Annotated in this window: 25 protein-coding genes; 16 read left to right on the top strand and 9 right to left on the bottom strand. The window is 59.6% G+C overall.

What is annotated here, in order from left to right:
- The first annotated feature begins 29 nt into the window (after positions 1 to 29).
- From HMPREF3096_RS10810 to HMPREF3096_RS10785, 6 genes are all read left to right on the top strand, one after another.
- A complete protein-coding gene (locus HMPREF3096_RS10810) occupies positions 30 to 734 on the top strand; it encodes a fimbria/pilus periplasmic chaperone (RefSeq protein ID WP_012540619.1) in 705 nt (234 codons plus the stop codon).
- Positions 735 to 814: 80 nt separating this feature from the next.
- On the top strand, positions 815 to 3,430 hold the full coding sequence (locus HMPREF3096_RS10805) for a fimbrial biogenesis usher protein (RefSeq protein WP_032731224.1): 2,616 nt from the start codon (positions 815 to 817) through the stop codon (positions 3,428 to 3,430).
- 10 nt (positions 3,431 to 3,440) lie between these two features.
- Complete coding sequence (locus HMPREF3096_RS10800; protein WP_012540617.1) at positions 3,441 to 3,968, top strand: type 1 fimbrial adaptor subunit FimF; 528 nt, start codon at positions 3,441 to 3,443, stop codon at positions 3,966 to 3,968.
- Positions 3,969 to 3,995: 27 nt separating this feature from the next.
- Positions 3,996 to 4,481 (top strand): type 1 fimbrial minor subunit FimG, encoded by a 486-nt coding sequence (locus tag HMPREF3096_RS10795; RefSeq protein WP_162550390.1) that lies wholly within the window; start codon positions 3,996 to 3,998, stop codon positions 4,479 to 4,481.
- A gap of 17 nt (positions 4,482 to 4,498) precedes the next feature.
- Positions 4,499 to 5,404, top strand: coding sequence for a fimbrial protein (locus HMPREF3096_RS10790; RefSeq protein ID WP_012540615.1), 906 nt, complete (start codon positions 4,499 to 4,501; stop codon positions 5,402 to 5,404).
- Entirely contained in the window at positions 5,401 to 6,813 is a 1,413-nt protein-coding gene (locus HMPREF3096_RS10785) for a cyclic diguanylate phosphodiesterase (RefSeq protein ID WP_012967256.1), read from the top strand. Before HMPREF3096_RS10790 ends, HMPREF3096_RS10785 begins: the two co-directional genes overlap by 4 nt.
- Positions 6,814 to 6,855: 42 nt before the next feature.
- Here HMPREF3096_RS10785 and HMPREF3096_RS10780 read toward each other — a convergent pair whose 3' ends face one another.
- Together HMPREF3096_RS10780 and yjdI are read right to left on the bottom strand one after the other, a co-directional pair.
- Positions 6,856 to 7,128 carry a GNAT family N-acetyltransferase gene (locus HMPREF3096_RS10780; protein ID WP_002916201.1) on the bottom strand — a complete coding sequence of 91 codons (273 nt, stop codon included), beginning with the start codon at positions 7,126 to 7,128 and terminating at the stop codon, positions 6,856 to 6,858.
- 11 nt (positions 7,129 to 7,139) lie between these two features.
- Complete coding sequence (yjdI, locus tag HMPREF3096_RS10775; protein WP_012540613.1) at positions 7,140 to 7,370, bottom strand: 4Fe-4S mono-cluster protein YjdI; 231 nt, start codon at positions 7,368 to 7,370, stop codon at positions 7,140 to 7,142.
- 206 nt (positions 7,371 to 7,576) lie between these two features.
- Here yjdI and HMPREF3096_RS10770 point away from each other — a divergent pair, with 206 nt between their 5' ends.
- From HMPREF3096_RS10770 to HMPREF3096_RS10755, 4 genes are read left to right on the top strand one after another with little or no spacing between them, the layout of a single operon-like run.
- Positions 7,577 to 7,849 (top strand): YtcA family lipoprotein, encoded by a 273-nt coding sequence (locus HMPREF3096_RS10770; protein ID WP_008806389.1) that lies wholly within the window; start codon positions 7,577 to 7,579, stop codon positions 7,847 to 7,849.
- Positions 7,850 to 7,855: 6 nt separating this feature from the next.
- Positions 7,856 to 8,881, top strand: coding sequence for a multidrug transporter subunit MdtN (gene mdtN / locus HMPREF3096_RS10765; RefSeq protein WP_008806390.1), 1,026 nt, complete (start codon positions 7,856 to 7,858; stop codon positions 8,879 to 8,881).
- Positions 8,882 to 8,893: 12 nt separating this feature from the next.
- Positions 8,894 to 10,831, top strand: a complete 1,938-nt coding sequence (gene mdtO, locus HMPREF3096_RS10760; protein ID WP_064169476.1) for a multidrug efflux transporter permease subunit MdtO — start codon at positions 8,894 to 8,896, stop codon at positions 10,829 to 10,831.
- A complete protein-coding gene (locus tag HMPREF3096_RS10755) occupies positions 10,828 to 12,276 on the top strand; it encodes an MdtP family multidrug efflux transporter outer membrane subunit (RefSeq protein ID WP_032731226.1) in 1,449 nt (482 codons plus the stop codon). The genes mdtO and HMPREF3096_RS10755 overlap by 4 nt, the downstream gene beginning before the upstream one ends.
- Before the next feature lie 266 nt (positions 12,277 to 12,542).
- Here HMPREF3096_RS10755 and HMPREF3096_RS10750 read toward each other — a convergent pair whose 3' ends face one another.
- The 5 genes from HMPREF3096_RS10750 to HMPREF3096_RS10730 form a co-directional block, all read right to left on the bottom strand.
- Positions 12,543 to 12,842: a DUF1889 family protein gene (locus HMPREF3096_RS10750; RefSeq protein WP_008806393.1), complete on the bottom strand. Its 300-nt coding sequence runs from the start codon at positions 12,840 to 12,842 to the stop codon at positions 12,543 to 12,545.
- Positions 12,843 to 13,025: 183 nt separating this feature from the next.
- The gene (locus HMPREF3096_RS10745; RefSeq protein ID WP_008806394.1) at positions 13,026 to 14,579 is read right to left on the bottom strand and encodes a peptide MFS transporter; all 1,554 of its coding nucleotides are present in this window, start codon (positions 14,577 to 14,579) and stop codon (positions 13,026 to 13,028) included.
- Positions 14,580 to 15,057: 478 nt separating this feature from the next.
- Positions 15,058 to 15,480: a glutaredoxin-dependent arsenate reductase gene (arsC, locus tag HMPREF3096_RS10740; protein WP_008806395.1), complete on the bottom strand. Its 423-nt coding sequence runs from the start codon at positions 15,478 to 15,480 to the stop codon at positions 15,058 to 15,060.
- Between the two features lie 9 nt (positions 15,481 to 15,489).
- On the bottom strand, positions 15,490 to 16,782 hold the full coding sequence (locus HMPREF3096_RS10735; protein ID WP_008806396.1) for an arsenic transporter: 1,293 nt from the start codon (positions 16,780 to 16,782) through the stop codon (positions 15,490 to 15,492).
- 52 nt (positions 16,783 to 16,834) lie between these two features.
- Entirely contained in the window at positions 16,835 to 17,164 is a 330-nt protein-coding gene (locus HMPREF3096_RS10730; protein ID WP_008806397.1) for a metalloregulator ArsR/SmtB family transcription factor, read from the bottom strand.
- A 219-nt stretch (positions 17,165 to 17,383) separates the two neighbouring features.
- Between HMPREF3096_RS10730 and HMPREF3096_RS10725 the strand changes: the two genes are divergently transcribed.
- Both HMPREF3096_RS10725 and HMPREF3096_RS10720 read left to right on the top strand, forming a co-directional pair.
- On the top strand, positions 17,384 to 17,677 hold the full coding sequence (locus tag HMPREF3096_RS10725; RefSeq protein ID WP_012967252.1) for a YciI family protein: 294 nt from the start codon (positions 17,384 to 17,386) through the stop codon (positions 17,675 to 17,677).
- An 18-nt stretch (positions 17,678 to 17,695) separates the two neighbouring features.
- Positions 17,696 to 18,268, top strand: a complete 573-nt coding sequence (locus HMPREF3096_RS10720) for a DUF1349 domain-containing protein (protein WP_023323252.1) — start codon at positions 17,696 to 17,698, stop codon at positions 18,266 to 18,268.
- A gap of 3 nt (positions 18,269 to 18,271) precedes the next feature.
- On the opposite strand, the gene HMPREF3096_RS10715 is transcribed toward HMPREF3096_RS10720, so the two are convergent.
- Together HMPREF3096_RS10715 and HMPREF3096_RS10710 are read right to left on the bottom strand one after the other, a co-directional pair.
- Positions 18,272 to 18,547, bottom strand: a complete 276-nt coding sequence (locus HMPREF3096_RS10715; RefSeq protein WP_008806400.1) for a hypothetical protein — start codon at positions 18,545 to 18,547, stop codon at positions 18,272 to 18,274.
- A gap of 170 nt (positions 18,548 to 18,717) precedes the next feature.
- Complete coding sequence (locus HMPREF3096_RS10710) at positions 18,718 to 19,617, bottom strand: LysR family transcriptional regulator (RefSeq protein ID WP_012540606.1); 900 nt, start codon at positions 19,615 to 19,617, stop codon at positions 18,718 to 18,720.
- Positions 19,618 to 19,755: 138 nt separating this feature from the next.
- Between HMPREF3096_RS10710 and HMPREF3096_RS10705 the strand changes: the two genes are divergently transcribed.
- Genes HMPREF3096_RS10705 through HMPREF3096_RS10690 form a run of 4 tightly spaced genes read left to right on the top strand, consistent with a single transcriptional unit; the run spans position 19,756 to position 22,506 of the window.
- The gene (locus HMPREF3096_RS10705; RefSeq protein ID WP_004151785.1) at positions 19,756 to 20,064 is read left to right on the top strand and encodes a superoxide dismutase; all 309 of its coding nucleotides are present in this window, start codon (positions 19,756 to 19,758) and stop codon (positions 20,062 to 20,064) included.
- A 2-nt stretch (positions 20,065 to 20,066) separates the two neighbouring features.
- A complete protein-coding gene (locus HMPREF3096_RS10700; protein WP_032731227.1) occupies positions 20,067 to 20,630 on the top strand; it encodes an NAD(P)H-dependent oxidoreductase in 564 nt (187 codons plus the stop codon).
- Between the two features lie 20 nt (positions 20,631 to 20,650).
- Positions 20,651 to 21,670: an aldo/keto reductase gene (locus HMPREF3096_RS10695; protein WP_032731229.1), complete on the top strand. Its 1,020-nt coding sequence runs from the start codon at positions 20,651 to 20,653 to the stop codon at positions 21,668 to 21,670.
- A gap of 32 nt (positions 21,671 to 21,702) precedes the next feature.
- Positions 21,703 to 22,506: a carboxymuconolactone decarboxylase family protein gene (locus HMPREF3096_RS10690; protein ID WP_032731230.1), complete on the top strand. Its 804-nt coding sequence runs from the start codon at positions 21,703 to 21,705 to the stop codon at positions 22,504 to 22,506.
- Positions 22,507 to 22,851: the final 345 nt, after the last annotated feature.

The following is a 22,851-nucleotide window of genomic DNA, read 5'->3' as shown; positions in this document are numbered from 1 at the left end:
ACAACACGGTGAGCAGACAAGGAGATAACGTGAGAAAAATGGCAACGACGACACGCGGCATACTGGCGGGATGTTTACTTTTCGTCGCCGGTGCGTTGAGCGCCAGCGCGCAGGCGGGCGTCGCGCTGGGCGCGACCCGGGTTATCTACCCGGCGGGACAGAAGCAGGTCCAGCTCGCGGTGACCAATAATGACGACAACAGCACCTGGCTTATACAGTCATGGGTGGAAAATGCCGATGGTCAGCGAGACGGCCGGTTTGTCATCACTCCCCCGCTGTTTGCCATGCAGGGCAAAAAAGAGAACACCCTGCGCATTATCGACGCCACCAATAACCAGCTGCCGCAGGATCGGGAAAGCCTGTTCTGGATGAACGTGAAGGCGATCCCCTCAATGGATAAATCCAAGCTCAGCGACAATACCCTGCAGCTGGCGATTATCAGCCGCATCAAGCTCTACTACCGTCCGGGAAAACTGGCACTGCCCCCGGATCAGGCGGCGGAAAAGCTGACCTTTAGCCGCAGCGGATCGTCGCTGACGCTGACGAACCCCACCCCTTATTACCTGACGGTGACCGAACTGAACGCCGGGACGCGCATTCTGGAAAACGCCCTCGTGCCGCCGATGGGCAAAACCAGCGTCAAGCTGCCCGCGGATGCCGGGAGCACCATCACCTATCGCACGATTAACGATTACGGCGCGCTGACGCCGAAAATGAATGGCGTACTGCGTTAACCCAGAGTACCCCGCCGCGCGGGCCACGCTGCGCATGACCAGAAGCACTGACAGCCGGGCAACGTCGGACCGGAGGGATTATGTCACATCGAAAATATGGACTGGACCATTGGGGTTGCCGAAGCGCACGGCGCCTGATTACGCCGGCGCTGACGCTGTGGCTCTGCTCACAGCCGTTTGCCGCGCGGGCGGACCTCTATTTTAACCCCCGCTTCTTAGCTGACGATCCGGCGGCGGTGGCTGACCTGTCGGGATTTGAAAAAGGCCAGGAGGTGCCGCCAGGCACCTATCGCGTCGATATTTATCTCAACAATGGTTTTATGACCACCCGGGACGTCACTTTCCAGGCCGACGTTCAGGGCCATGGCTTGTCGCCCTGTCTGACGCGCGGCCAGCTGGCGAGCATGGGCGTGGATACCGGTCGGGTGCCGGGCATGGCGACGCTGGACAGCGCAGCCTGCGTGCCGCTAACGACGCTTATCAGCGAAGCCACTACACGCTTCGACGTCGGCCAACAGCGTCTGTATCTCACCGTGCCTCAGGCATTTATGGGCACCCGCGCGCGCGGCTATATTCCGCCGGAGCTGTGGGATAACGGTATCACCGCCGGGCTGATTAACTATAACTTCACGGGCAATAACGTCCATAACACCACGGGTGGCAGCAGCCGTTACGCCTATCTGAATCTGCAGAGCGGCCTGAACGTTGGCGCCTGGCGTCTGCGCGATAACAGCACGTGGAGCTACAGTAGCGGCAGCGGCAGCGCTTCCTCCAGTGAAAACCGCTGGCAGCACGTTAACAGCTGGCTTGAGCGGGACATCACGCCTCTGCGTTCGCGGCTGACCCTCGGGGACAGCTATACCAACGGCGATGTCTTCGACGGGATCAACTTCCGCGGCGCCCAGCTGGCCTCGGACGACAATATGCTACCGGACAGCCAGAAAGGCTTCGCGCCGGTGATCCACGGGATCGCCCGCGGCACGGCGCAGGTGTCAATCAAACAAAACGGCTATGAAATCTACCAGAGCACAGTGCCGCCGGGGCCGTTTACCATCGACGATCTCTACGCCGCGGGCAATGGCGGCGATCTGCAGGTCACGATTAAAGAAGCGGATGGCTCCCGCCAGGTCTTCAGCGTGCCCTGGTCAACGGTGCCGGTGCTGCAGCGTGAAGGCCATACCCGCTTCGCCCTCACCGCCGGGGAGTACCGCAGCGGCAACAGCCAACAGGAAACGCCCGATTTTTTCCAGAGCACGGCCATGCATGGCCTGCCGGCCGGCTGGACCCTGTACGGCGGCACTCAGCTGGCGGACCGCTATCGCGCCTTTAACCTTGGGGTGGGGAAAAACATGGGCTATTTCGGCGCCCTGTCGCTGGATATCACCCAAGCCAACGCCACGCTGGCGGACGACAGCGAGCATCAGGGACAGTCGGTGCGTTTCCTCTATAACAAATCCCTGGATGAGACCGGGACTAACCTGCAGCTGGTGGGCTACCGCTACTCCACCCGCGGCTACTATAACTTTGCCGATACCACCTACCGCCGGATGAGCGGCTACAGTGTGGAAACTCAGGACGGCGTTATCCAGGTGAAACCCAAATTTACCGACTACTACAATCTGGCTTACAGCAAGCGCGGCAAGGTGCAACTGAGCGTGACCCAGCAGCTGGGGCGCACCGCCACCCTCTATCTCAGCGGCAGCCACCAGACCTACTGGGGCACCGACGATACCGATGAGCAGCTGCAGGCCGGCCTCAACGCCGCCGTAGACGATATCAACTGGTCGCTAAGTTACAGCCTGACCAAAAACGCCTGGCAGCAAGGGCGCGATCAGATGCTGGCGGTCAACGTCAATATCCCCTTCAGCCACTGGCTGCGTTCCGATAGCCGCTCAGTCTGGCGGCACGCCAGCGCCAGCTACAGCCTGTCGCACGATCTCAATGGCCGCATGACTAACCTGGCGGGCCTGTACGGCACCCTGCTGGAAGACAACAACCTCAGCTATAGCGTGCAGACCGGCTATGCGGGCGGCGGCAACGGCGACAGCGGGAGCACAGGCTATACGGCGCTCAACTACCGCGGCGGCTACGGCAACGCCAACGTCGGCTACAGCCGCAGCGACGGCTTTAAACAGCTCTACTACGGGGTCAGCGGCGGCGTGCTGGCGCACGCCAACGGCATCACCCTGAGCCAGCCGTTGAACGATACCGTGGTGCTGGTGAAAGCCCCCGGCGCCGGCGGCGTGAAGGTGGAAAACCAGACCGGGGTACGCACCGACTGGCGCGGGTATGCCGTCCTGCCCTATGCCACCGAGTATCGCGAAAACCGGATCGCGCTGGACACCAACACCCTGGCAGACAATGTCGACCTTGATGATGCAGTGGTCAGCGTGGTGCCGACCCATGGGGCGATCGTCCGCGCCAACTTTAACGCGCAGGTGGGAATGAAGATCCTGATGACGCTGACCCATCGCGGCAAACCGGTGCCGTTTGGCGCCCTCGCCACCGGCGACAGCAACCAGAGCGGCAGCATCGTCGCGGATAACGGCCAGGTCTACCTGAGCGGGATGCCGCTGGCGGGCAAGGTGCGAGTGAAATGGGGCGATGGCCCGGACGCTCAGTGCGTGGCCGATTATCGTCTGCCGCCGGAGAGTCAGCAGCAGGCGCTCAGCCAGCTGTCGGCCGCGTGCCGCTAAGGAGATCATGATGAAAACACTGCAGTATCTGCTGGGCGCCCTGCTCACCCTGGTGACGCCGTTTGCCTTCGCTGCCGATAGCACGATCACCATCAGCGGCTATGTGCGCGACAACGCCTGCGCAGTGGCCGGCGAGTCGAAGGATTTCACCGTCGATTTTCAGGACAACGCCGCGAAGCAGTTTTATGCCGTCGGGGCGACGACGCCGCCGGTGCCGTTCCGCATCGTGCTGTCGCCCTGTGGCACTTCCGTCACCGCGGTGAAGGTCGGTTTCACCGGCGTGGCGGACAGCGTCAACACCAGCCTGTTAAAACTCGATGCCGGCGCCTCGGCGGCGGCGGGAATGGGGGTGGAAATTCTCGATCAGCAGCAGTCCCGGCTGCCGGTCAATGCGCCGTCGTCAGCCATGTCCTGGACCACGCTGACGCCGGGCCAGACCAACATTCTCAACTTTTACGCCCGTCTGATGGCCACTCAGGTGCCCGTCACCGCCGGGCATGTCAATGCGACAGCGACATTCACGCTGGAATTTCAGTAAGCGGAGGCTGAAATGAAATGGACCCACGTGGGCTGGCTGCTGGCCGGCCTGTTAACCGCGAGCGCTTCCCTGCGGGCGGCCGACGTCACCCTCACCGTCAACGGGAAGGTGGTGGCCAGACCCTGCACGGTTTCCACCGTCAATGCCACCGTCGAGCTGGGCGATCTCTATACCTTTAGCCTGATCGGCGCGGGCTCGGCATCGGCCTGGCACAGCGTGGCGCTGGATCTCAGTAACTGCCCCGTGGGTACTTCACGGGTGAAGGCCACCTTCAGCGGGACGACGGACAGTACCGGCTATTACAAAAACCAGGGAACGGCAGGCAATATTCAGCTCGAACTGCAGAGCGAGGACGGCACCACGCTGAACAATGGCAGCAGCCAGTCGGTACAGGTGGATGAGGCCAGCCAGTCCGCTCGCTTCCCGCTGCAGGTCAGAGCCCTGTCCGTTAACGGCGGCGCCACGCAAGGCACCATTCAGGCGGTGATTAACGTCACCTATACCTACGCCTGAGCCAGGAGAGCATTATGATGAAAAAAATTATCCCCCTGTTCACCACCCTGCTGCTGTTGGGCTGGTCGATGAACGCCTGGTCCTTTGCCTGCAAAACGGCCACCGGGGCGACGATCCCCATCGGCGGCGGGTCAGCCAACGTCTACGTAAATCTGACACCGGCGGTTAACGTCGGGCAAAACCTGGTGGTCGACCTCTCCACGCAGATTTTTTGCCATAACGACTATCCGGAAACGATCACTGACTACGTCACCCTGCAGCGCGGATCCGCCTACGGCGGCGTGCTGTCGAGTTTCTCCGGCACCGTGAAATATAACGGCACCTCTTACCCCTTCCCGACCACCACGGAAACGGCGCGGGTGGTTTACGATTCACGGACCGATAAGCCCTGGCCCACCGTCCTGTATCTGACGCCGGTCAGCACCGCCGGTGGGGTGGCGATCACCGCAGGATCGTTAATCGCGGTGCTGATCCTGCATCAGACCAACAACTACAATAGCGACTCCTTCCAGTTCATCTGGAACATTTACGCCAACAACGACGTGGTGGTCCCCACCGGCGGCTGCGATGTCTCCGCCCGCGATGTCACCGTCACCCTCCCCGACTACCCGGGATCGATGGCCGTGCCGCTCACCGTGCACTGCGCGCAAAGCCAGCAGCTGGGGTATTACCTCTCCGGCACCACCGCGGATAGCGCCAACGCGATCTTCACCAATACCGCCTCCGCCTCGCCGGCGCAGGGGATAGGCGTTCAGCTGACCCGCAACGGCAGCGCCGTGCCGGCGAACAGCACGGTCTCGCTGGGCACCGTCAGTACCTCGCCAGTTAATCTCGGTCTGACGGCAACCTATGCCCGGACCACAGGCCAGGTCACTGCCGGCAACGTGCAGTCGATCATCGGCATCACCTTTGTCTATCAATGATGACCGACTATATCCTCTCACCCTGCTCGCTGGCCGCCCGCGGGTTGAGCCAGCTGATGGTGAACGCCGCGAAGCGGCCCGTTGAGCTGCCGGTCGAGGGCGTGTCCCTGCGGGAGCTGACCGCCGTGACGCGGATCGTGGTGTTTCTCCCTGACGATCCCCTGTGGATGCTCACCACGCTGCGCCAGGCGGCAAGGCTGCTCGACCAGGCCTTGCAGCCGTTACCGATGTTGATTCTGAGCCGCAGCCCAGCCATCTGGCTGTGGCAAACGCTGCTTTATCAGGTGAGCCATCCGGATCGTCTGCGCAACGTCCATACCGCCCCCGCCGATCTGTCCTGCACGGAGCTGGCCGATCGGCTGGAGAACGCACCGCGACTTGAGCGGCTTGCCAGTGAAGCCGCCCTGCTCAACGACAAACGAGCCGCCGGATTGAGCCATGCCGAGTTCAAAGTGATCCTCGCCCTGCTGCAAGGGCAGACGATAGGCGAGCAGGCCCGGCGTCTCCGATTGAGCCAGAAAACGCTCTACACCCAGCGGCTGGCCGGGGTGAAAAAGCTGGTGGAATATCACCCGCATCTGGCCCCCCGCTTTCCGCGTACGCTGCTACCGCGCTCATCCGCCAGCTCACTGTCGGCGTTTGAACAGGAATGGGTACAAGCGATCCACGATCGCCAGGTCTTCCCGGTTTTTCAACCTATCGTCGATAGTCGCTCACAGCTACAGGGGGTGGAGATCCTGATCCGCTGGCGCCACCGCGGCCAGGTTCTCCATCCGCAGGCTTTTTTGCCGCAGTTCCGCGCCGACTACGCCTGGCTGCTGCTCACGGCCTTTGTCCTGCAGGAGGCCGTGCAGAATATTAATGAGCATCCGGGTACTTTCTATTTTTCGGTCAATATTCCTTCCTCGCTCGCCGCCAGCGATAGCCTGCTGCGGATGGTGGAAGCCGCTCGCCAGCAGCTCCGGCAGCCAGAGGGCGTGGAAAGGCTGGTGCTGGAATATGCTGAAACCATCGATTTTCGCCGTCAGAGCCGATCCACCGCCCAGGTGGAGGAACTGCAACGTGCTGGCGTGCGGGTGATGCTGGACGACTGCTTTTCTCAGGGGAGCGTCATCTTTCCGGCGCGTCGCCTGCACTTCAATGCCTATAAACTGGATATGAGTATCGTCAACGACGCTCAGCACGATCAGAAGGCGCTTGCGCTGATAAAAAGCCTGGCCTACTACTGCCAGTTGAGCGGCAGCCGCTGCGTGGCGGAAGGGGTGGATTCGCTGGCGAAGTTTACGCAGTTAAAATCGCTGGGTATTGACCGTTTCCAGGGCTATCTGTTTTCACCGCCGATGCGGCGCGAGCATCTCCCGGATCTGATCCGCCGCTTTTCCCATCAGCGCGATCCGGCGGATCGTTGATGGCGCGAGAAAAGCGCACCGGTTGGCACCGGTGCCGGTACGTCAGGCGCGAATATCGTCGTATTCGCGGGTGTTATCGAATTCATGTTTGGCAAACGGGCAGAGAGGAATGATCTTCCGCTGCTCCTGGCGCATTTTTTCCACCACCTTCGCCACCAGCTGTTTCCCCACGCCCTGGCCTTTCAGGCTGGGATCAACATCGGTATGTTCGATAATACTGAGGTGTTCCCCGGTGGGAACAAAAACAATTTCCGCCACCTGGTTTCCCTGCGCGTCGTTAACATAAAACTTGTTGTGCCCTTCCAGTATTTCCATCTTCTCCTCGCTTATTTATGACGATAGTGCAGGGCGCCGCTCGGGCAGGTATCGATCACTTTTACCACCGTCGCCACATCCACTTCATCCGGGATAATCCACGGTTTACGCTTCAGGTTAAAAAGCTTCGCGCTGCCGCGCACGCAGTTCCCCGAATGCTGACAGATCGCCGTATTAAAGTAGACGTCGATTTTCTCTCCGGTGTAGGCCCGGTAGCCCGCTTCCAGTAATTCCTTATCCATGACATTGCCTCGTTCTTTTTTTATGTTTCAGGCTAAGCATAGTCCTACACGTCGCGGCTGACTACGCGTAAGCGTGGGAATTGGCGCCTCACATCATGCTTTCCCATCGGGTAAGGATCCCGCAGTCGGCGATCCGTTGACTTTCATTCCCGCAACGAGGCGATTACACTCATCACACACTGGTATGATCACTCAGGGATGCTCTATTGAATCATATTGCCACCATCGCCCGCCCGGCGCGGTTACTGCTCGTCTTGCCGCTTTCTGGCTGCTCACTTTCGCCCGCGATCCCGGTATTGGGCGCCGCGTTCCCCGGCTGGTTTTTCTGCTTATTGGGCGGTGCGTTTTTACTGATCCCCTGCCATATCCTGATTACCCGTAAAGGCTGGCAGCCGCGCTTTTCTCCTCTGGTCTTCAGCTATGTCGCGCTGATGTTCCTGTTCGCCACGCTGCTGTGGTTTCTGTTTTTTGTTCACTGATCGCTTATGACAACTTCCCGCACTCCCCTGTTACGCAAAAAGTGGCCTCTGCTGGCGCTGGTCCTTGCCGCTATCCTGGCGCTGATCCTGGTTATCTGGCAGTTGCAAACCTCGCCGGAGACCAATGACGCCTATGTCTATGCCGATACCATCGATGTGGTGCCCGAGGTCAGCGGACGCATCGTGGAGATGCCCATTCGCGATAACCAGCGGGTGAAAAAAGGCGATCTGCTGTTCCGCATCGACCCCCGTCCCTATCAGGCGATGCTCGATGACGCGAAAGCGCGGCTGACGACCCTCGACGCGCAGATCATGCTGACCCAGCGCACCATCAAAGCGCAGGAGTATAACGCCCAGTCGGTGGCGGCCGCCGTCGAGCGCGCCAGAGCGCTGGTCAAGCAGACCACCTCCACGCGCACCCGCCTTGAGCCGCTGGTGCCGCAGGGGTTTGCCTCCCAGGAAGATCTCGATCAGGCGCGCACCGCTGAGAAAGCGGCGCGGGCGGAGCTGGAGGCCACGCTGCTGCAGGCCAGACAGGCCTCGGCGGCCGTGACCGGCGTGGATGCCATGGTGGCGCAACGCGCCGGGATCCTGGCGCAAATCGCCCTCGCCGAACTGCATCTGGAATTTACCGAAGTGCGTGCGCCCTTCAACGGCGTGGTGGTGGCGCTGAAAACCACCGTCGGCCAGTACGCCTCGGCGCTGAAGCCGGTCTTTACCCTGCTGGATGACGACCGCTGGTATGTGATCGCTAACTTCCGCGAGACCGATCTGAACAACGTGCGCCCCGGCGTGGCGGCGCGGATCACCGTGATGACCAACCACAACCGGACCTTTAACGGGGTGGTCGATTCGGTCGGCTCCGGGGTCCTGCCCGAAGGCGGGAGCGTCATCGAAGGGCTGCCGCTGATCCAAAAAAGCATTAACTGGGTTCACGTCTCGCAGCGCTTCCCGGTGAAAATCGCCGTCAGCGATCCCGATCCGGCGCTGTTCCGCATGGGCGCCTCGGCCAGCGCCGTGCTGCAGCCGTAGCCGGGGGACGCGATGTTTCCTCTCGCCCATTTTTTACGCCAGGAGCTGCGCGACGCGCCGGGACGCGCCAGCTACACGCTGCGCCTGACGCTGAGCTGCGCGGTGCTCATCACCCTGTTTATGACCCTGCAGATCCCCTTCCTGGCCGTTGCGCTGATCGTCGTGTTCTACGTCAGTCAGCCTAACGTGTTGATGATCAAGCTGGTCAGCGTGGTCTTTTTTGTCACCGTCACCGTGGCGCTCGGCGGCGTGCTGCTGATCATCAAGTGGACCTATGACTACCCGCTGATCCGCCTGGCGGCCTCCGTGGCGCTCTTTTTCTGCGCCATCTACCTGATGCGGGTGCTGGGTAAGCTGGGACTGGCTTTTTTCGTGGTGGCGCTGGCGGTGATTTATGCTCAGACCTTCCCGTCAATGACCAGTCAGAGCGAGATCCTGGTGCGGCTGCTGCTCTGGCTGTGGGTGGCGATTAACACCGCGATCCTCGTCACTTTGCTGGTCAACGCCTGTTTTCAGCAGGCCTTTCCCGGCAACCAGTTTAAGGCGCGCCTGGCGGGGATGCTGCACGAGGTCGCCCGGCGGCTGACGGCTCCTGGCGATGAAGCGCCACCGACCTTCGGCGAGACCGCCGCGCAGTTCAACCAGCTGCAGTCGCTGTTCGCCCAGGCCAGCCGGGCCACGCCGGAGATAGCCGCCGAACCGCAGGCCTGGCGCTCGCGGCTGGCCGCCACCCTGCGCTGCTATCAGCTGGCGGCGCTGCTGCAAGCAGACGAGGCGGATAGCGACGATCGCCAGCAGCTGTCGCAGGCGGTACTGAAGCTGAAGAGTGCCCTCAGCGAGGAACAGTTTGACGGCGCCATTCCTCCCCTGGCGCTCAGCGGTCGTGGCATTAATCACGCGGTTCTGCAGGAGATGGCTACCCTCCTGCAGCAGCTGGCGCAGGGTGAGCCCGTCGCCCTGCCGCAGGGTGAGGTGGAGAAGGCGCCCCTGCTGGCGCCGGACGCCTGGCGCAACCCGGCTTATCTCCATTTTGCGCTCAAGACCCTGCTGGCGACGCTAATCTGCTATGTCTTCTATACCGCTGCCGACTGGCAAGGGCTGCACACCATTATGCTGAGCTGCGTCATTGTCGCCCAGCCCGGGCTGGGCGCCACGATGCAAAAGACATGGCTGCGTATCGGCGGGGCGCTGCTCGCCACCCTGCTGGCGCTGCTGTTAATCGTCTTTGTTCAGCCCTGGACCGATTCGCTGTCGGGCCTGCTGGCGATGTCTCTGCCGGTGCTGGCGCTGGCGGCGTGGATTGCCGCCGGCTCGGAGCGTATCGCCTACGCCGGGATCCAGATTGGTTTCACCTTTGCGCTGGCCTTCCTCAGCTGGTTTGGCCCGCTGACGAACCTCACCGAGCTGCGGGATCGGGTGCTCGGCATCCTGCTCGGGGTGCTGGTCTCCTCCATTGTCCATTTGTATCTCTGGCCGGACAGCGAAGCACCACAGCTGAAATCCCGTCTTGCGGCGCTTTATCGCCGGCTGGCGGACTGTCTCGCCGCTCCGAAGGAGGCGGTGCCGCTGGCTCCCCTGTTTGTCGCCTTCACCGACAGCGAAGCGCTGCTCCATCGGGTTCGCGCTGAACCGCTGGGCACCTGGGCCCATCCCTGGCCCCAGGCGAAAGGCTGGCCGATGCGCGCCACCCTCGCCCAGGCCGAGGAGATCGCCCGCCTCAGCGAAGGCTACCGGCTCAACGCCGCGCCGGGAGACCCGACGCTGGCCCGCTGCGCCGAACAGCTGCGGCGCTACGCCGAACGTATCGAACAGGAGGCGGCAGCGCCTGACGGGACGCTGGCCGCCGATCTCCGCAACCCCTTTGGCCCGGCGCTGGCTACCGCGCTGGCCGCCCTGCCCGACTGGGGCCCGACACCGATAGCGACTGAGCAACAGGCTAAAACGTCATGATGATGCTTCCTTTCCCCGCGCGATTGCGGGTCACTCTCTTTACCCTGACGCTGACGCTGCTCAGCGGCTGCGCGCTGATCCAGGATGAGCCTTCCCAGGTCGCCATCGTCAATCCGCAGCAGGCCCAGCTGGCGCAGGTGATCCACCTGGCGAACAGCGACTGGCCGGCAGCCCGCTGGTGGGAGGCCTATGATGATCCTCAGCTCAACCTGCTGATCAACCGGGCGCTGCAGAACTCGCCGACCATGCAGGCCGCCCGGCTACGCATCTCCCAGTCGCAGTCCACGGTGGAACTCGCCCGGTCGGCGATGGGCCTGCAGGCCACCGCCGTCGCGGCGCAAAACCGCCTGCGGATCACCGACAAATCCTTTAGCTGGCCCTACTCGTACTCCCTGCCGGTGGATAAGAACGGTCCCTGGTATACGCTGAATACCGTTGGCGTCGGGGCGCAGCTGAATATCGATCTCTGGGGAGCCGATCGCGCCCGGGTCGCCGCCGCCATTGGCGAGAAAAATGCCCGGCTGGCGGAGACCGCCGGCATTGAGCTCGACATCGCCAGCAGCGTGGCGCAGCTCTATTTCGCCATGCAGGCGACGTTCCAGAAAATCGCGCTGCTGCAGGAGCTGGAGGGCATTGCCCAGTTCTCGGTGGCAGCCCACGAACACCGGACCCAACGCGGTGTGGAGGATAGTGTGGATGTGGCCAACGCCCGGGCTGAGCAGCTTGCCGCTCGCCAGCAGATCATTAGCGCCGAGGGAACGCTGACCCTGTATCGTGAAACCCTGCGGGCGCTGATCGGCGCCGATGCGCAGAGCATGCCGGCCATCCATCCGGTGGCGCTGCCGGCGCTCCAGGAGACGCTGCCGCCATCGCTCTCTTTCGAGCTGCTGGCCCGCCGCCCGGACCTGCAGGCGCTGCGCGGCTACGTGACTGCCTCCCTGAGCCAGGTCGATGCGGCGAAAGCGGCCTTCTATCCTCATTTTGATATCAAAGCGTTCTGGGGGTATAACGCCCTGAGCGTCGGGGATCTGTTTAAGTCCTCTTTCCAGCAGATCAACCTGCTGCCCGGGCTGTATCTGCCAATCTTCGACGGCGGTCGTCTGAACGCTAATCTGCAGTCGGTGCGCACCGCCAGCAACATCCTGATCAAACAGTACAACCAGGCGGTGCTGGACGCGGTGCGCGATGTCGCCATCAGCTCCAGCCAGCTTAACGATCTGAACCAACAGCGCGCGCTGCAGCAGCTAAAGGTCACCGCGGCGCAGACCACCACCGACAGCGCCCGCGCCCATTATCAGCGCGGCCTGCTCAGCCGCTACGCCGCCGAAGAGGCCCGGCGGGCGGTTCTCGCCCAGCAGCTGTTGCTGCTGGACATTGAAGCCCAGCGGCTGAGCACCGACATTACCCTGATCAAAGCCCTGGGCGGCGGCTATCGCGGGCAGTAACAAAAATGCCTTCCCCCGGTGGAGAAGGCATTCAGACTGCAGACAAAGTGCAATATGCAGAGATTGCCCGGCGGCGCTGTGCTTGCGCGGGCCTACAACTAACTGCATAACTTTTTGATGTTGCTGTATTTTGTAGGCCGGGTAAGGCGAAAGCCGCCACCCGGCAGAAAGGCGAGCACAATAACCAAACAGGTTTGTCATCAGCAAGAATGCCTTCCCGGATGGGGAAGGCATTTAACAGAAGAGGCGGGGTGGATGCGCGGCGATTACACCAGGGCGCGCAGCTCCTCCTGCATATAGGTGGAAAAGAATTCCGGATGCTTGATGACCATCCGCTCGCCGGCGGCGATCCGTTCAGCCCAATCCGCCACTTTGTCGGTAAACCCGGCGCTCCAGCCCTGCTGCTGCCCGCGTTCAGCGACGTCGGCCGGGGTAGCGGGCACGCCCAGCTCTTTCAAATATTTGAGAATTCCCTTCGCGGTACTTTCATCCATAGACTGTGGTACTGGCTCAGACGTATTCATACCACCGATGAAATCCAATGCTTTATCAATGACTGCTGGCATAGGTGTGTCCTTATATTAACCACATAGTAAACCTGACTACACTATGGACCGGAAAGTGACGTGATTTCAAAGAACACGCTCACGTTATGGGACATCGCGCATTCTGAAAAAGGGATTTTGTTCTGCTGAGGCGGGTTTCGTACAAAAATAAGCCGGCCCCGTAGGGCCGGCCTGAGGATCGCGTCAGGCGTTGCTGACGGATGTTTGCCCGGCGCTGGACCGACTGTTCTCCAGCATCCGGCGGACCGGGACAATCAGCACGGCCAGCACGGCGGCGCAGATCAGCAATGCGATGGAGCAGCGGGCGAAGAGGTCCGGTAGCAGCGACAGCTGATCGGCCTTCACGTGACCGCCAATCAGGCCCGCCGCCAGGTTACCCAGCGCGCTGGCGCAGAACCACAGGCCCATCATCTGGCCGCGCATTCTCTCCGGCGCCAGCAGAGTCATGGTCGCCAGACCAATCGGACTCAGGCACAGCTCACCGAGCGTCAGCATCAGGATGCTGCCCACCAGCCACAGCGGCGACACACCGGCCCCGCCGTTGCTCAGGACGTTCTGCGCCGCCAGCATCATCAGGCCAAAGCCCGCCGCTGCGCACAGGATGCCAATCACGAATTTGGTCATACTGCCCGGACGCACGTTTTTACGCGCCAGCGCAGGCCACGCCCAGCTGAATACCGGCGCGAGCAGAATGATAAACAAGGCGTTAATCGACTGGAACCAGACCGCGGGGATCTCAAAGTCGCCGATCATCCGGTTGGTGTAGTCGTTAGCAAACAGGTTAAAGGAGGTCGGTTTCTGTTCAAACGCGGACCAGAAAAAGGCCGCCGAGACCAGCAAAATAAAGCACACCAGCAGGCGCGCCCGCTCTTTACGGTTCAGCCCAGCGAAGACGAACAGCCAGATGAAATAGAGCGCCACGGAGGCGGCAATCACATAGACCAGCACGCTGGCCACCGCCACCGGGTTAATCACGATCGTGCCCAGGCTAATCAGCGTGACCAGCACTGCCACCCCCAGGGCCAGGGCCAGCAGCCACGCTCCGACGCCATTCTTTTTCGCCACCGGGCTGTTCCAGGTGGAATCGAGGCCGACCTCCGCGTCATAGCGCTTCATCGACGGCACGGCAAAGACGCGGAAAATGACCAGCGCCACCAGCATCCCGATCCCCCCGATGCCGAAGCCCCAGTGCCAGCCATGGGATTTAATCAGCCAACCGGAGATCAAGGGCGCGATAAACGAGCCGATGTTGATCCCCATATAGAACAGCGAAAAACCGCCGTCGCGGCGCGCGTCGCCTTTTTTATACAGGGTGCCGACCATCACTGAGATACAGGTTTTAAACAACCCGGAACCCAGGACGATAAACATCAGACCGATAAAGAACAGGTCGTTGCCCAGCCATGCCGACAGGGCGATCGACAGGTGCCCCAGGGCGATCAGGATAGAGCCGTACCAGACGGCCCGCTGCTGGCCAAGCCAGTTATCCGCCAGCCAGCCGCCCGGCAGCGCGGCCAGATACATACTGCCAGCAAAAATCCCGACGATCGCCGAGGCGTTCTCCCGCGCCAGTCCCATCCCGCCGTCGTACACCGTCGCCGCCATAAACAGGATCAGTAAGGGACGGATGCCGTAAAACGAGAAGCGCTCCCACATTTCGGTGAAGAACAGGGAGCCCAGCGGATAAGGATGGCCGAAAAAGGTACGGCTTTCGTTTTTATTAACAGAGGAATGCATAAATTCTCCAGGTAAGGTGCGCCGCAGCGCAAGTTAACCGTATAAAGCGGGCTGACGATTTATAATTTGTTTGCATTAACATCAAACGCGAGCATTTTTAACCATTTGATAACCACACAATGGTTTTGTCCAGCCCCTTACCTTCCCTTTTTAGATGAAAAGTCGACAAACATCTAGTTTTACAGATTTAACGTTCATAAAAAGATAAACAGCATTGACTTTATATTAGTGCAGAAAATCCGATTATTTTTTTATTAAAAAACAGAAAGTTAACGCTAAGGCGAGGATCTATAGCGGCTCAGTTCGGCTGCCAGGATAACGACAGAAAAAGTAAGGAAAACAGGTGGAATGATGTAGAAACCACGCTAAGTGGCAATATTTCTCTATCAGGGACTATCCTGGCCCACAGTGTTTGTCGCGGAGGATGACGGGAGGGGAAGTGAGGCAGCCGGGAGTCAAAGCCGGCGCCTTTCGCGAGTTATTTCACACGCTGCCCTGCGGCATCAATGACTGGCTCACCGTCTTCCTTCACGAACGCGCCTTTTTGCGACGCCGTCAGGATCTCCAGCACCACCTCTGACGGGCGGCAGAGTCGGGTGCCCCGCGGCGTTGTCACGATCGGACGGTTAATCAGGATCGGATGCTGAAGCATAAAGTCGATTAACTGATCGTCAGTAAACCGGTCTTCCGCCAGCCCCAGCGCGTCGTAGGGTTCAACGTTTTTCCGTAGCAGGGCACGTACCGGGATCGCCATCGCGGCGATCAGCTGGCGCAGCTCATCGCGCGATGGCGGCGTCTCCAGATAATAGATAATGGTGGGCTCAGCGCCGCTGTTGCGGATCAGCGCCAGGGTATTACGCGAGGTGCCGCAGTCAGGGTTATGGTAAATGGTGATGCTCATAGTACGTTCTCATGGCTGGTTGAAGGAGAGACGCAGCGCCAGCGCGGCCAGCGTCACAAGCAGCACCGGCAGGGTCATGGTAATGCCACAGCGGAAATAATACCCCCAACCGATGGTGATGTGCTTCTGCGCCAGCACATGCAGCCAGAGCAGCGTGGCCAGGCTACCAATTGGCGTGATCTTGGGCCCCAGATCGCAGCCGATGACGTTGGCATAAATCATGGCCTCTTTGATCGTCCCTGTTGCCGCGCTGCCATCAATCGACAGGGCGCCGACCAGTACGCTGGGCATATTATTCATTATTGAAGAGAGGAAGGCCGACAGGATACCGGTGCCCAGCGTCGCGGCCCAGAGCCCGCGCTCCGCCAGCATGTTCAGCACCGTGGTCAGATAATCCGTTAACCCGGCGTTTCGCAGGCCATACACCACCAGATACATTCCCAGCGAGAAGATCACGATCTGCCACGGGGCGCCGCGCAGCACCTTGCCGGTGTTAATCACCCGCCCGCGCTTCGCGACAGCAAACAGGATCCCCGCTCCCGGCGCCGCGATGGCGCTGACCGGGATCCCCAGCGGGTCAAGAACGAAAAAGCCGACCAGCAACAGCAGCAGCACGCCCCAGCCGGTGCGGAACGTCGCCGGATCTTTTATCGCCGTGACCGGCGCTTTCAGTAACGCCATATCCCAGGCCGGCGGGATATCCCGGCGAAAGAACAGGTGCAGCATCGCCAGGGTGGTGAGGATCGCCGCGAGATCGACCGGCACCATCACCGAAGCGTACTCCCTGAAGCCGATGGCAAAGAAATCTGCCGAAACGATATTCACCAGATTCGACACCACCAGCGGCAGGCTGGCGGTATCGGCAATAAATCCGGCGGCCATGACAAAGGCCAGCATCGTTCCCTTGCTGAATCCCAGCGCTCGCAGCATGGCAATCACGATGGGGGTGAGGATCAGCGCCGCGCCGTCGTTGGCAAACAGCGCCGCCACCGCGGCGCCGAGCAGGATAATCCAGGTAAATAGCAGACGACCCCGCCCTCTTCCCCAGCGGGAAACGTGCAGCGCGGCCCATTCAAAAAAGCCAGACTCATCAAGCAGCAGGCTGATAATGATAACGGCGATAAAGGTGGCGGTCGCATTCCAGACGATATGCCACACCACCGGGATATCGGCTAGTTGTACTCCACCGGTGGCCAGCGCCAGCGCCGCGCCAAAGGCCGCGCTCCAGCCGATCCCTAAACCCCGCGGCTGCCAGATCACCAGCACCAGGGTCAGGACAAAAATCGCGCCTGCCAGCAACATGATTACCCCCGTCAATCACATTCGAAAAAACAGATATGTTTAGATAAAATTTTTACTGACAACCCGCCCCGTCAGCCAGTCTGCAAACCATCATCCGCACATCGTCCTGCTGACTGAGCCAGGCCTGCTCAATCACCTGCGCCGCCCAGGCCGGCATCTGCGGAGAGAGGCGGTAATGGACCCATTTACCCTGTTTACGATCCAGCAGCAGCCCGCTTTCCCGCAGCATCGCCAGATGGCGGGAGATCTTGGGCTGGGACTGGGCGAGCGCCGTACAGAGATCGCAAACACACAGCTCTCCACGCGCCTTGAGCAGCAATACGATCCCCAGCCGGGTTTCATCGGCGAGGTTTTTGAACAGTTGCAGGGGCAATAAAGACATGATTTCTCCTCAAGCGTGACGGACAGCATACGGAACCACCAATAAAGATCAATATACATTCGTAAAAACATATGTGTTATTTCACGCCTGCGATAAGCCCCCGTTGAGTGGCTACACGCCCTCCCTTGCGCAATAGCACGGAAAAATGCCGCGCTTTCTTTTATCCCTCATCGAAATGTGTCAGGCTGGCGATCCCATCGGATTGACAGGGTTTTCAGGATGAGTACGATTTATGTGGTTGTTTTAACGTATATAAAACCGCTCGAAGAGGTGGACGACGCCATTCCCGCCCACGTCGAATGGCTCAAAAAAGGCTATGCTGACGGCCTCTTTCTCGCCTCCGGCCGCCGCCTTCCCCGCACCGGCGGGGTGATTCTGGCGAAATGCGCCAGCCAGGAAATGCTGGAATCGCGTCTGAGTCAGGATCCCTTCCAGCAGTTGGGTCTCGCCCGTACCGAGATTATTCCCTTTGAGGCCAGCATGGCGTCACCCGTACTGCAGTCGCTGTTATAAGCGTATCCCGGAGGAAAAATGCAGCCGTCCTTTCACTGGATCAATGAACCTGCCGAGTGGCGCCGCGATACTGACGGCCTGACGGTGGTCACCGATAAGCATACCGACTTCTGGCGCCATACCTGGTATGGCTTCGAGCGTTTCTCTGGGCATCTTTATGCTACTGAGGTGGAAGGTGATTTTACCCTGCAGGCAAAAATATGTGCCGATTTCACCACGCTTTACGACCAGGCTGGACTAATGATGATGGCGGACGAGCAGACCTGGCTGAAGGCGGGGATTGAATTCAATGACGATGCCCCGGCCATCGGCAGCGTACTGACGCTAACCCACTCCGACTGGGCCACCGGGCTTTTTCCCGGCGACCCGCGCACCTTCTGGCTGCGGCTGACCCGCAAGGGCGATGCGTTAAGGCTGCAGTATTCGACCGACGGCGAGCGCTGGCCGCTGCTGCGGCTCGGCTACTTTCCGCCAGGCCCGGTGAAAGCGGGCGTCATGTGCTGCTCACCGGAGCGCGCGGGACTGGCGGTTGAGTTTCAGGATATCCAGCTTTCCCCGCCATCAGACAAAGCGCTGCACGATCTGAGCTGAACGCTAGCGGGAAGACCCGACTTTCTCTGCATCCTGGGGCCCGGGATTACAGGGTTCGCGGGTGCCGGGCAGGTAAAAATGGCCGTGCTTATCAGGATCGGTGCCGCCCGGGCACCCTGCCCGACCCGAGGAATTATCGCTATCGCCGCCGTTCGAACCGTTGCCGCCGTCGGCGCCAGCTATTACCGACTGCCCGTTATGGCCACCGTGAACGCCCTGCGCTGCACTGGCCGAAAACGCCACCAGCGCGAACATACAGACCATGAAGCGTCTGCCCATTGCTGCCTCTCCCTTATTGATATTCCCCGTCCATCGCGTTGACGATGGGATGAGCCGTTGCACGGCAAAATGCACCGCGATAAAAACGCGTTATCCGCAGGGAGTATAGGGTTAAGGCTGAGAGAAAGACAGGGCCGGTGCCTTCAGACATTTCGCACGCAAAATAGCCTCTATTCCGCGGTATGCGCTATCAGAAAATCAATCAGGGCTTTCACCCTTTTCGTTCTGCCCGCGTTTTTCGGGTAATAGAGATAAACCGGCGGATAGGTTTTCCAGTAGTCCTCCATCACCGGTAGAAACTGTTCACGATCGGGCTGTAGCCGCCAGATGGGTTCAAACAAGCGGCCAATCCCCAGTCCATGGCGGATACCGTCGGCCATGACGTCAATATCATTGCTGATTAACTGCCCCGGCATCTCGACGGTGAGCTGCTCGCCGTGGTCATTGAGGATCAGCGGCAGGATGCGGTTGTTGGTAATAAAGCGATAGCCAATCAGCCGGTGATGGTTGAGATCGGCGGGTACCGCAGGCACGCCATATTCGGCCAGATAGGCTGAGGAGGCATATAACCCTTCCCGAAACGGCTTCATTAACGGGCGGGCGACCACTCCGCCTTCGAGAATATCGCCAAAGCGGATCCCCAGGTCGAATCGTTCTTCAATAATATTGACGGTACCGTCATAGACCGATATTTCCAGCTGGATCCCCGGATATTGCTGACAAAATGCCGCCATCGCCGGTTTCAAAATAAGCAGGTAGGCAAAGCGCGAGAGGGTTATTCTCACTGCTCCGGAGGGTTCCTGATTCTGGTCGCGGAGGCTCTCCAGCGATGTTTCCAGAACCTCCACCGCCGCCGCAGTCTGCTCCAGCAGCTGTTGCCCGGTTTCCGTCAGCTCGATTCGCCGGGTCGTACGCACAAAAAGCGGATGACCAATGTGCTCTTCCAGCAGCTTGAGGGCATTACTGACCGACGGCGGCGTGATTTCTAATTTCCTTGCGGCGGCCGAGATAGTGCCTTCGCGCGCAATGCTCTGAAAAATGCGTATCTGATTATAAAGCGCGTTATTCATAGCATCTCCTTAAGCCAACCTCGCCTGATTATTAAGTACAGGCTAAATATTCTTAAGTCAATGACCGCCTAATCTTCGCCACCAGGGGCTCGTATACTTTTGTCTCTTCCCGCTAATAACGACTTTCCGGAGACAACGATGCGAATTTTATGTCTGGATATCCCTGCGCCCGGCGCGACGCTGGAACACTATGCGCCGCACCTTACCGCGGAAGCCCTGCATGCCTGGGGACTGTATAAGTCTGGCTTTATCCGCGACATCTATTTCCGTCAGGACCGACCCGGCGTCGCTATTTTCCTCGAATGCGACACCGTGGAAGAGGCGAATAACGTCATGGCCGAATTTCCGCTGGCAAAAGCGGGTTTATTAACCTTCGAGTGTATTCCACTCGGCTCGTTTATTAGCTGGGAAAATCTCTTCTCAGCCGAATTTAAACATCAGGAGTAACGATGGGAACGCCTCATATCCTTATCGTTTCCGGACATCCGGACCTCAACCATTCCATCGCCAACGCCACCATCCTCGACGAAGTGGCGACCGCCCTGCCCGACGCGGAAATCCGCCGTCTGGACAGGCTCTATCCGCACGGCAACATCAACATCAGTGCAGAGCAGGAAAGCCTGCTCAGGGCCGATGTGATTGTCTGGCAGTTTCCTTTTTCCTGGTATGGGCTGCCCGGGTTAATGAAACAGTGGCTGGACGAGGTCTTTGTTCACGGCTTCGCGCATGGCTCAACGGCGAAACTGGGTGGTAAAAAGCTCCTTCTTTCTTTCACTACCGGGGCACCGCAGGCGCTCTACACCACTGACGGTTTCTTTGGCCACGCCATTGAAGAGTATCTCCTCCCCTTCGAGACCACGGCCAGGCTGTGCAATCTTGAGCTGCTGGCGCCGGTTTATACCTGCGGCATCAGCTACGCCGACCGGGATGCCGACAAAATCGCCCAGCAAAAAGCACGTGCCCGGGAGCACGCGGCCAGACTGATCGCGCAGCTGAAAACTCTGGTGGAATAACCCAAAGGGAGAAAATAACGATGCAGTATACCCGGCTCGGTAAAAGTGACTTACTGGTCTCCCGCATCTGCATGGGATGTATGGGGTTTGGCGATCCGTTGACGGGCCAGCATCGCTGGACGCTGGACGAAACAGCTAGCCGGGACATCATTCGCTACGGCCTCGAAAAGGGCATCAATTTTTACGATACCGCCATCGCCTATCAGAACGGCTCCAGTGAGCGGTACGTTGGCCGGGCGCTGCGGGAGATGGCAAAACGCGAGGAGGTGGTGCTGGCCACCAAGTTTCTGCCACGAACCGCTGCCCAGATAGCCGAGGGGATCAGTGGAAAAGAGGCGATAGCCCGCTCGCTTGACCAGAGTCTGCGAAACCTCGGGATGGACTACATCGACCTCTACATCTACCACATCTGGGATCACAACACCCCGGTTATCGACGTGCTGGAGGCGCTGCACACCGCCGTGACCGCCGGCAAGGTGCGCGCGATTGGCATTTCCAATTGCTATGCCTGGCAGCTGGCGAAGGCGAACGCCCTTGCCGAACGCGAAGGACTGACGCCCTTTGTTTCCGTGCAGAGCCATTACAACCTGATTATGCGTGAAGACGAACGAGAACTCTTCGGGCTGTGCGCAGAAGATAATATCGCCATGACCCCCTATAGCGCGCTGGCCAGCGGCCGTCTCTCCCGCTTAGAAGGCCACACACGGCGAGCGGTGGAAGATGATTATGCCCGGGGGAAATACGACGGCACGGCAGAGCAGGATCGGATCATTATTGCGCGCGTCGCCGAACTTGCCGGGCGGCATCAGGTCTCCATGACCGAAATCTCGCTGGCCTGGCTGCTGACTAAAGTCACCGCCCCGGTGGTCGGCGCCACGCAAAAGCACCATGTTGACGGTGCGGTCAGCGCCGTGAACCTGCGGCTCAGTTCTGAGGAGATCCGCTATCTGGAAGAGGCCTACCAGCCGCACGTTCTCACAGGCGTGATGGCGCAAAACACGCCGCAAGCCAAAGACCATCATCAGGTGTGGACGCGGTAACCCTCTGTCCTGTTCAGCAGGGAGAATAAAACATGAAAAACGTGATTGCCGCGGCAGCCTTGTCGCTTGTGCTGTCTGATTTTACTTATGCCAACGAACAAAGAGATGAAGCTATGATGAAAATGACCCCCTCCACCCTTGTGGACGCTGATATTCACGCGGTCTCACCGGCGCTGGCACGCTTTGGTCGAGAAGCAATTACTGAAGATCTGTGGACACGCGAAGCCCTCTCGCCCAGGGACCGTAGCATCGTGACCGTAGCCATGCTGATTGCCCGCAACCAGCCAGGCGAGCTGAAGCACTATATTGCCGTTGCGCTCGATAGCGGCGTGACGCCAGCGGAAGTATCAGAGATCATTACCCATCTGGCGTTCTACTCAGGTTGGCCCAATGCAATGTCAGCCGTCAGCGTGACCAAAGCGATCTTTGCAGCCCGCGGCATCACGGCAGAGGCCCTGCCCGCCGCCTCGCCAACGCTGCTGCCACTCAATGAACAGGTAGAGAAACAGCGTGCAGACACCGTGGAAAAAAATGTCGGCCCCATTTCGCCTGGCCTGGTTAAATTTACCGCCGACCCGCTGTTTCTCGACCTCTGGCAACGGCCCGCGCTTACGCCCCGCGACAGAAGTCTGGTGACGGTCAGCGCGTTAATCGCCGCCGGACAGAGCGCGCAGATTGGCTACCACCTGAACAGAGCCATGGATAATGGGCTTTCGGCTGAAGAGGCCGGAGAAGTGGTCGCCCAGGCGGCGTTCTACGCGGGATGGCCAAATGCGTTTACCGCCGCCCCGGTGGTCGGCGAGGTATTGCGATCGCGCGAAAGCAAAGCTGAATAAAAAAGAATAAAGGACAGGTAAGCTGTCCTTTATTTATCGTTAATTGTTAATTTAAAGGTACCACGAGGGCTTCCGATTAGGTCTCGCGGAAAGAACATAAACGGTCTATCGAAGTATGGAGACTTCGATCGTGAGTCTGTTCACATCGCTCATTGAGAAAATTGCCGTTCCGTATGCCGTCATGAGTCTCATGAAAGCAGCGATCGCTGTGGCGAGACGGTAGCGCGGACATGTCTATTTGGTCAGAGATGGGCATCTCAATTTAGTTACTACACCGCTACTTCGCTTGATGTATTTTATATTAAATATCAATGAATTGAATTATTCATTTAATATAAATTGATG

It is taken from the genome of Klebsiella sp. HMSC25G12 (assembly GCF_001807705.1).
In the GTDB taxonomy this organism is placed as follows: Bacteria; Pseudomonadota; Gammaproteobacteria; order Enterobacterales; family Enterobacteriaceae; genus Klebsiella; species Klebsiella variicola.
This window is presented reverse-complemented; position numbering and strand designations above follow the sequence as displayed.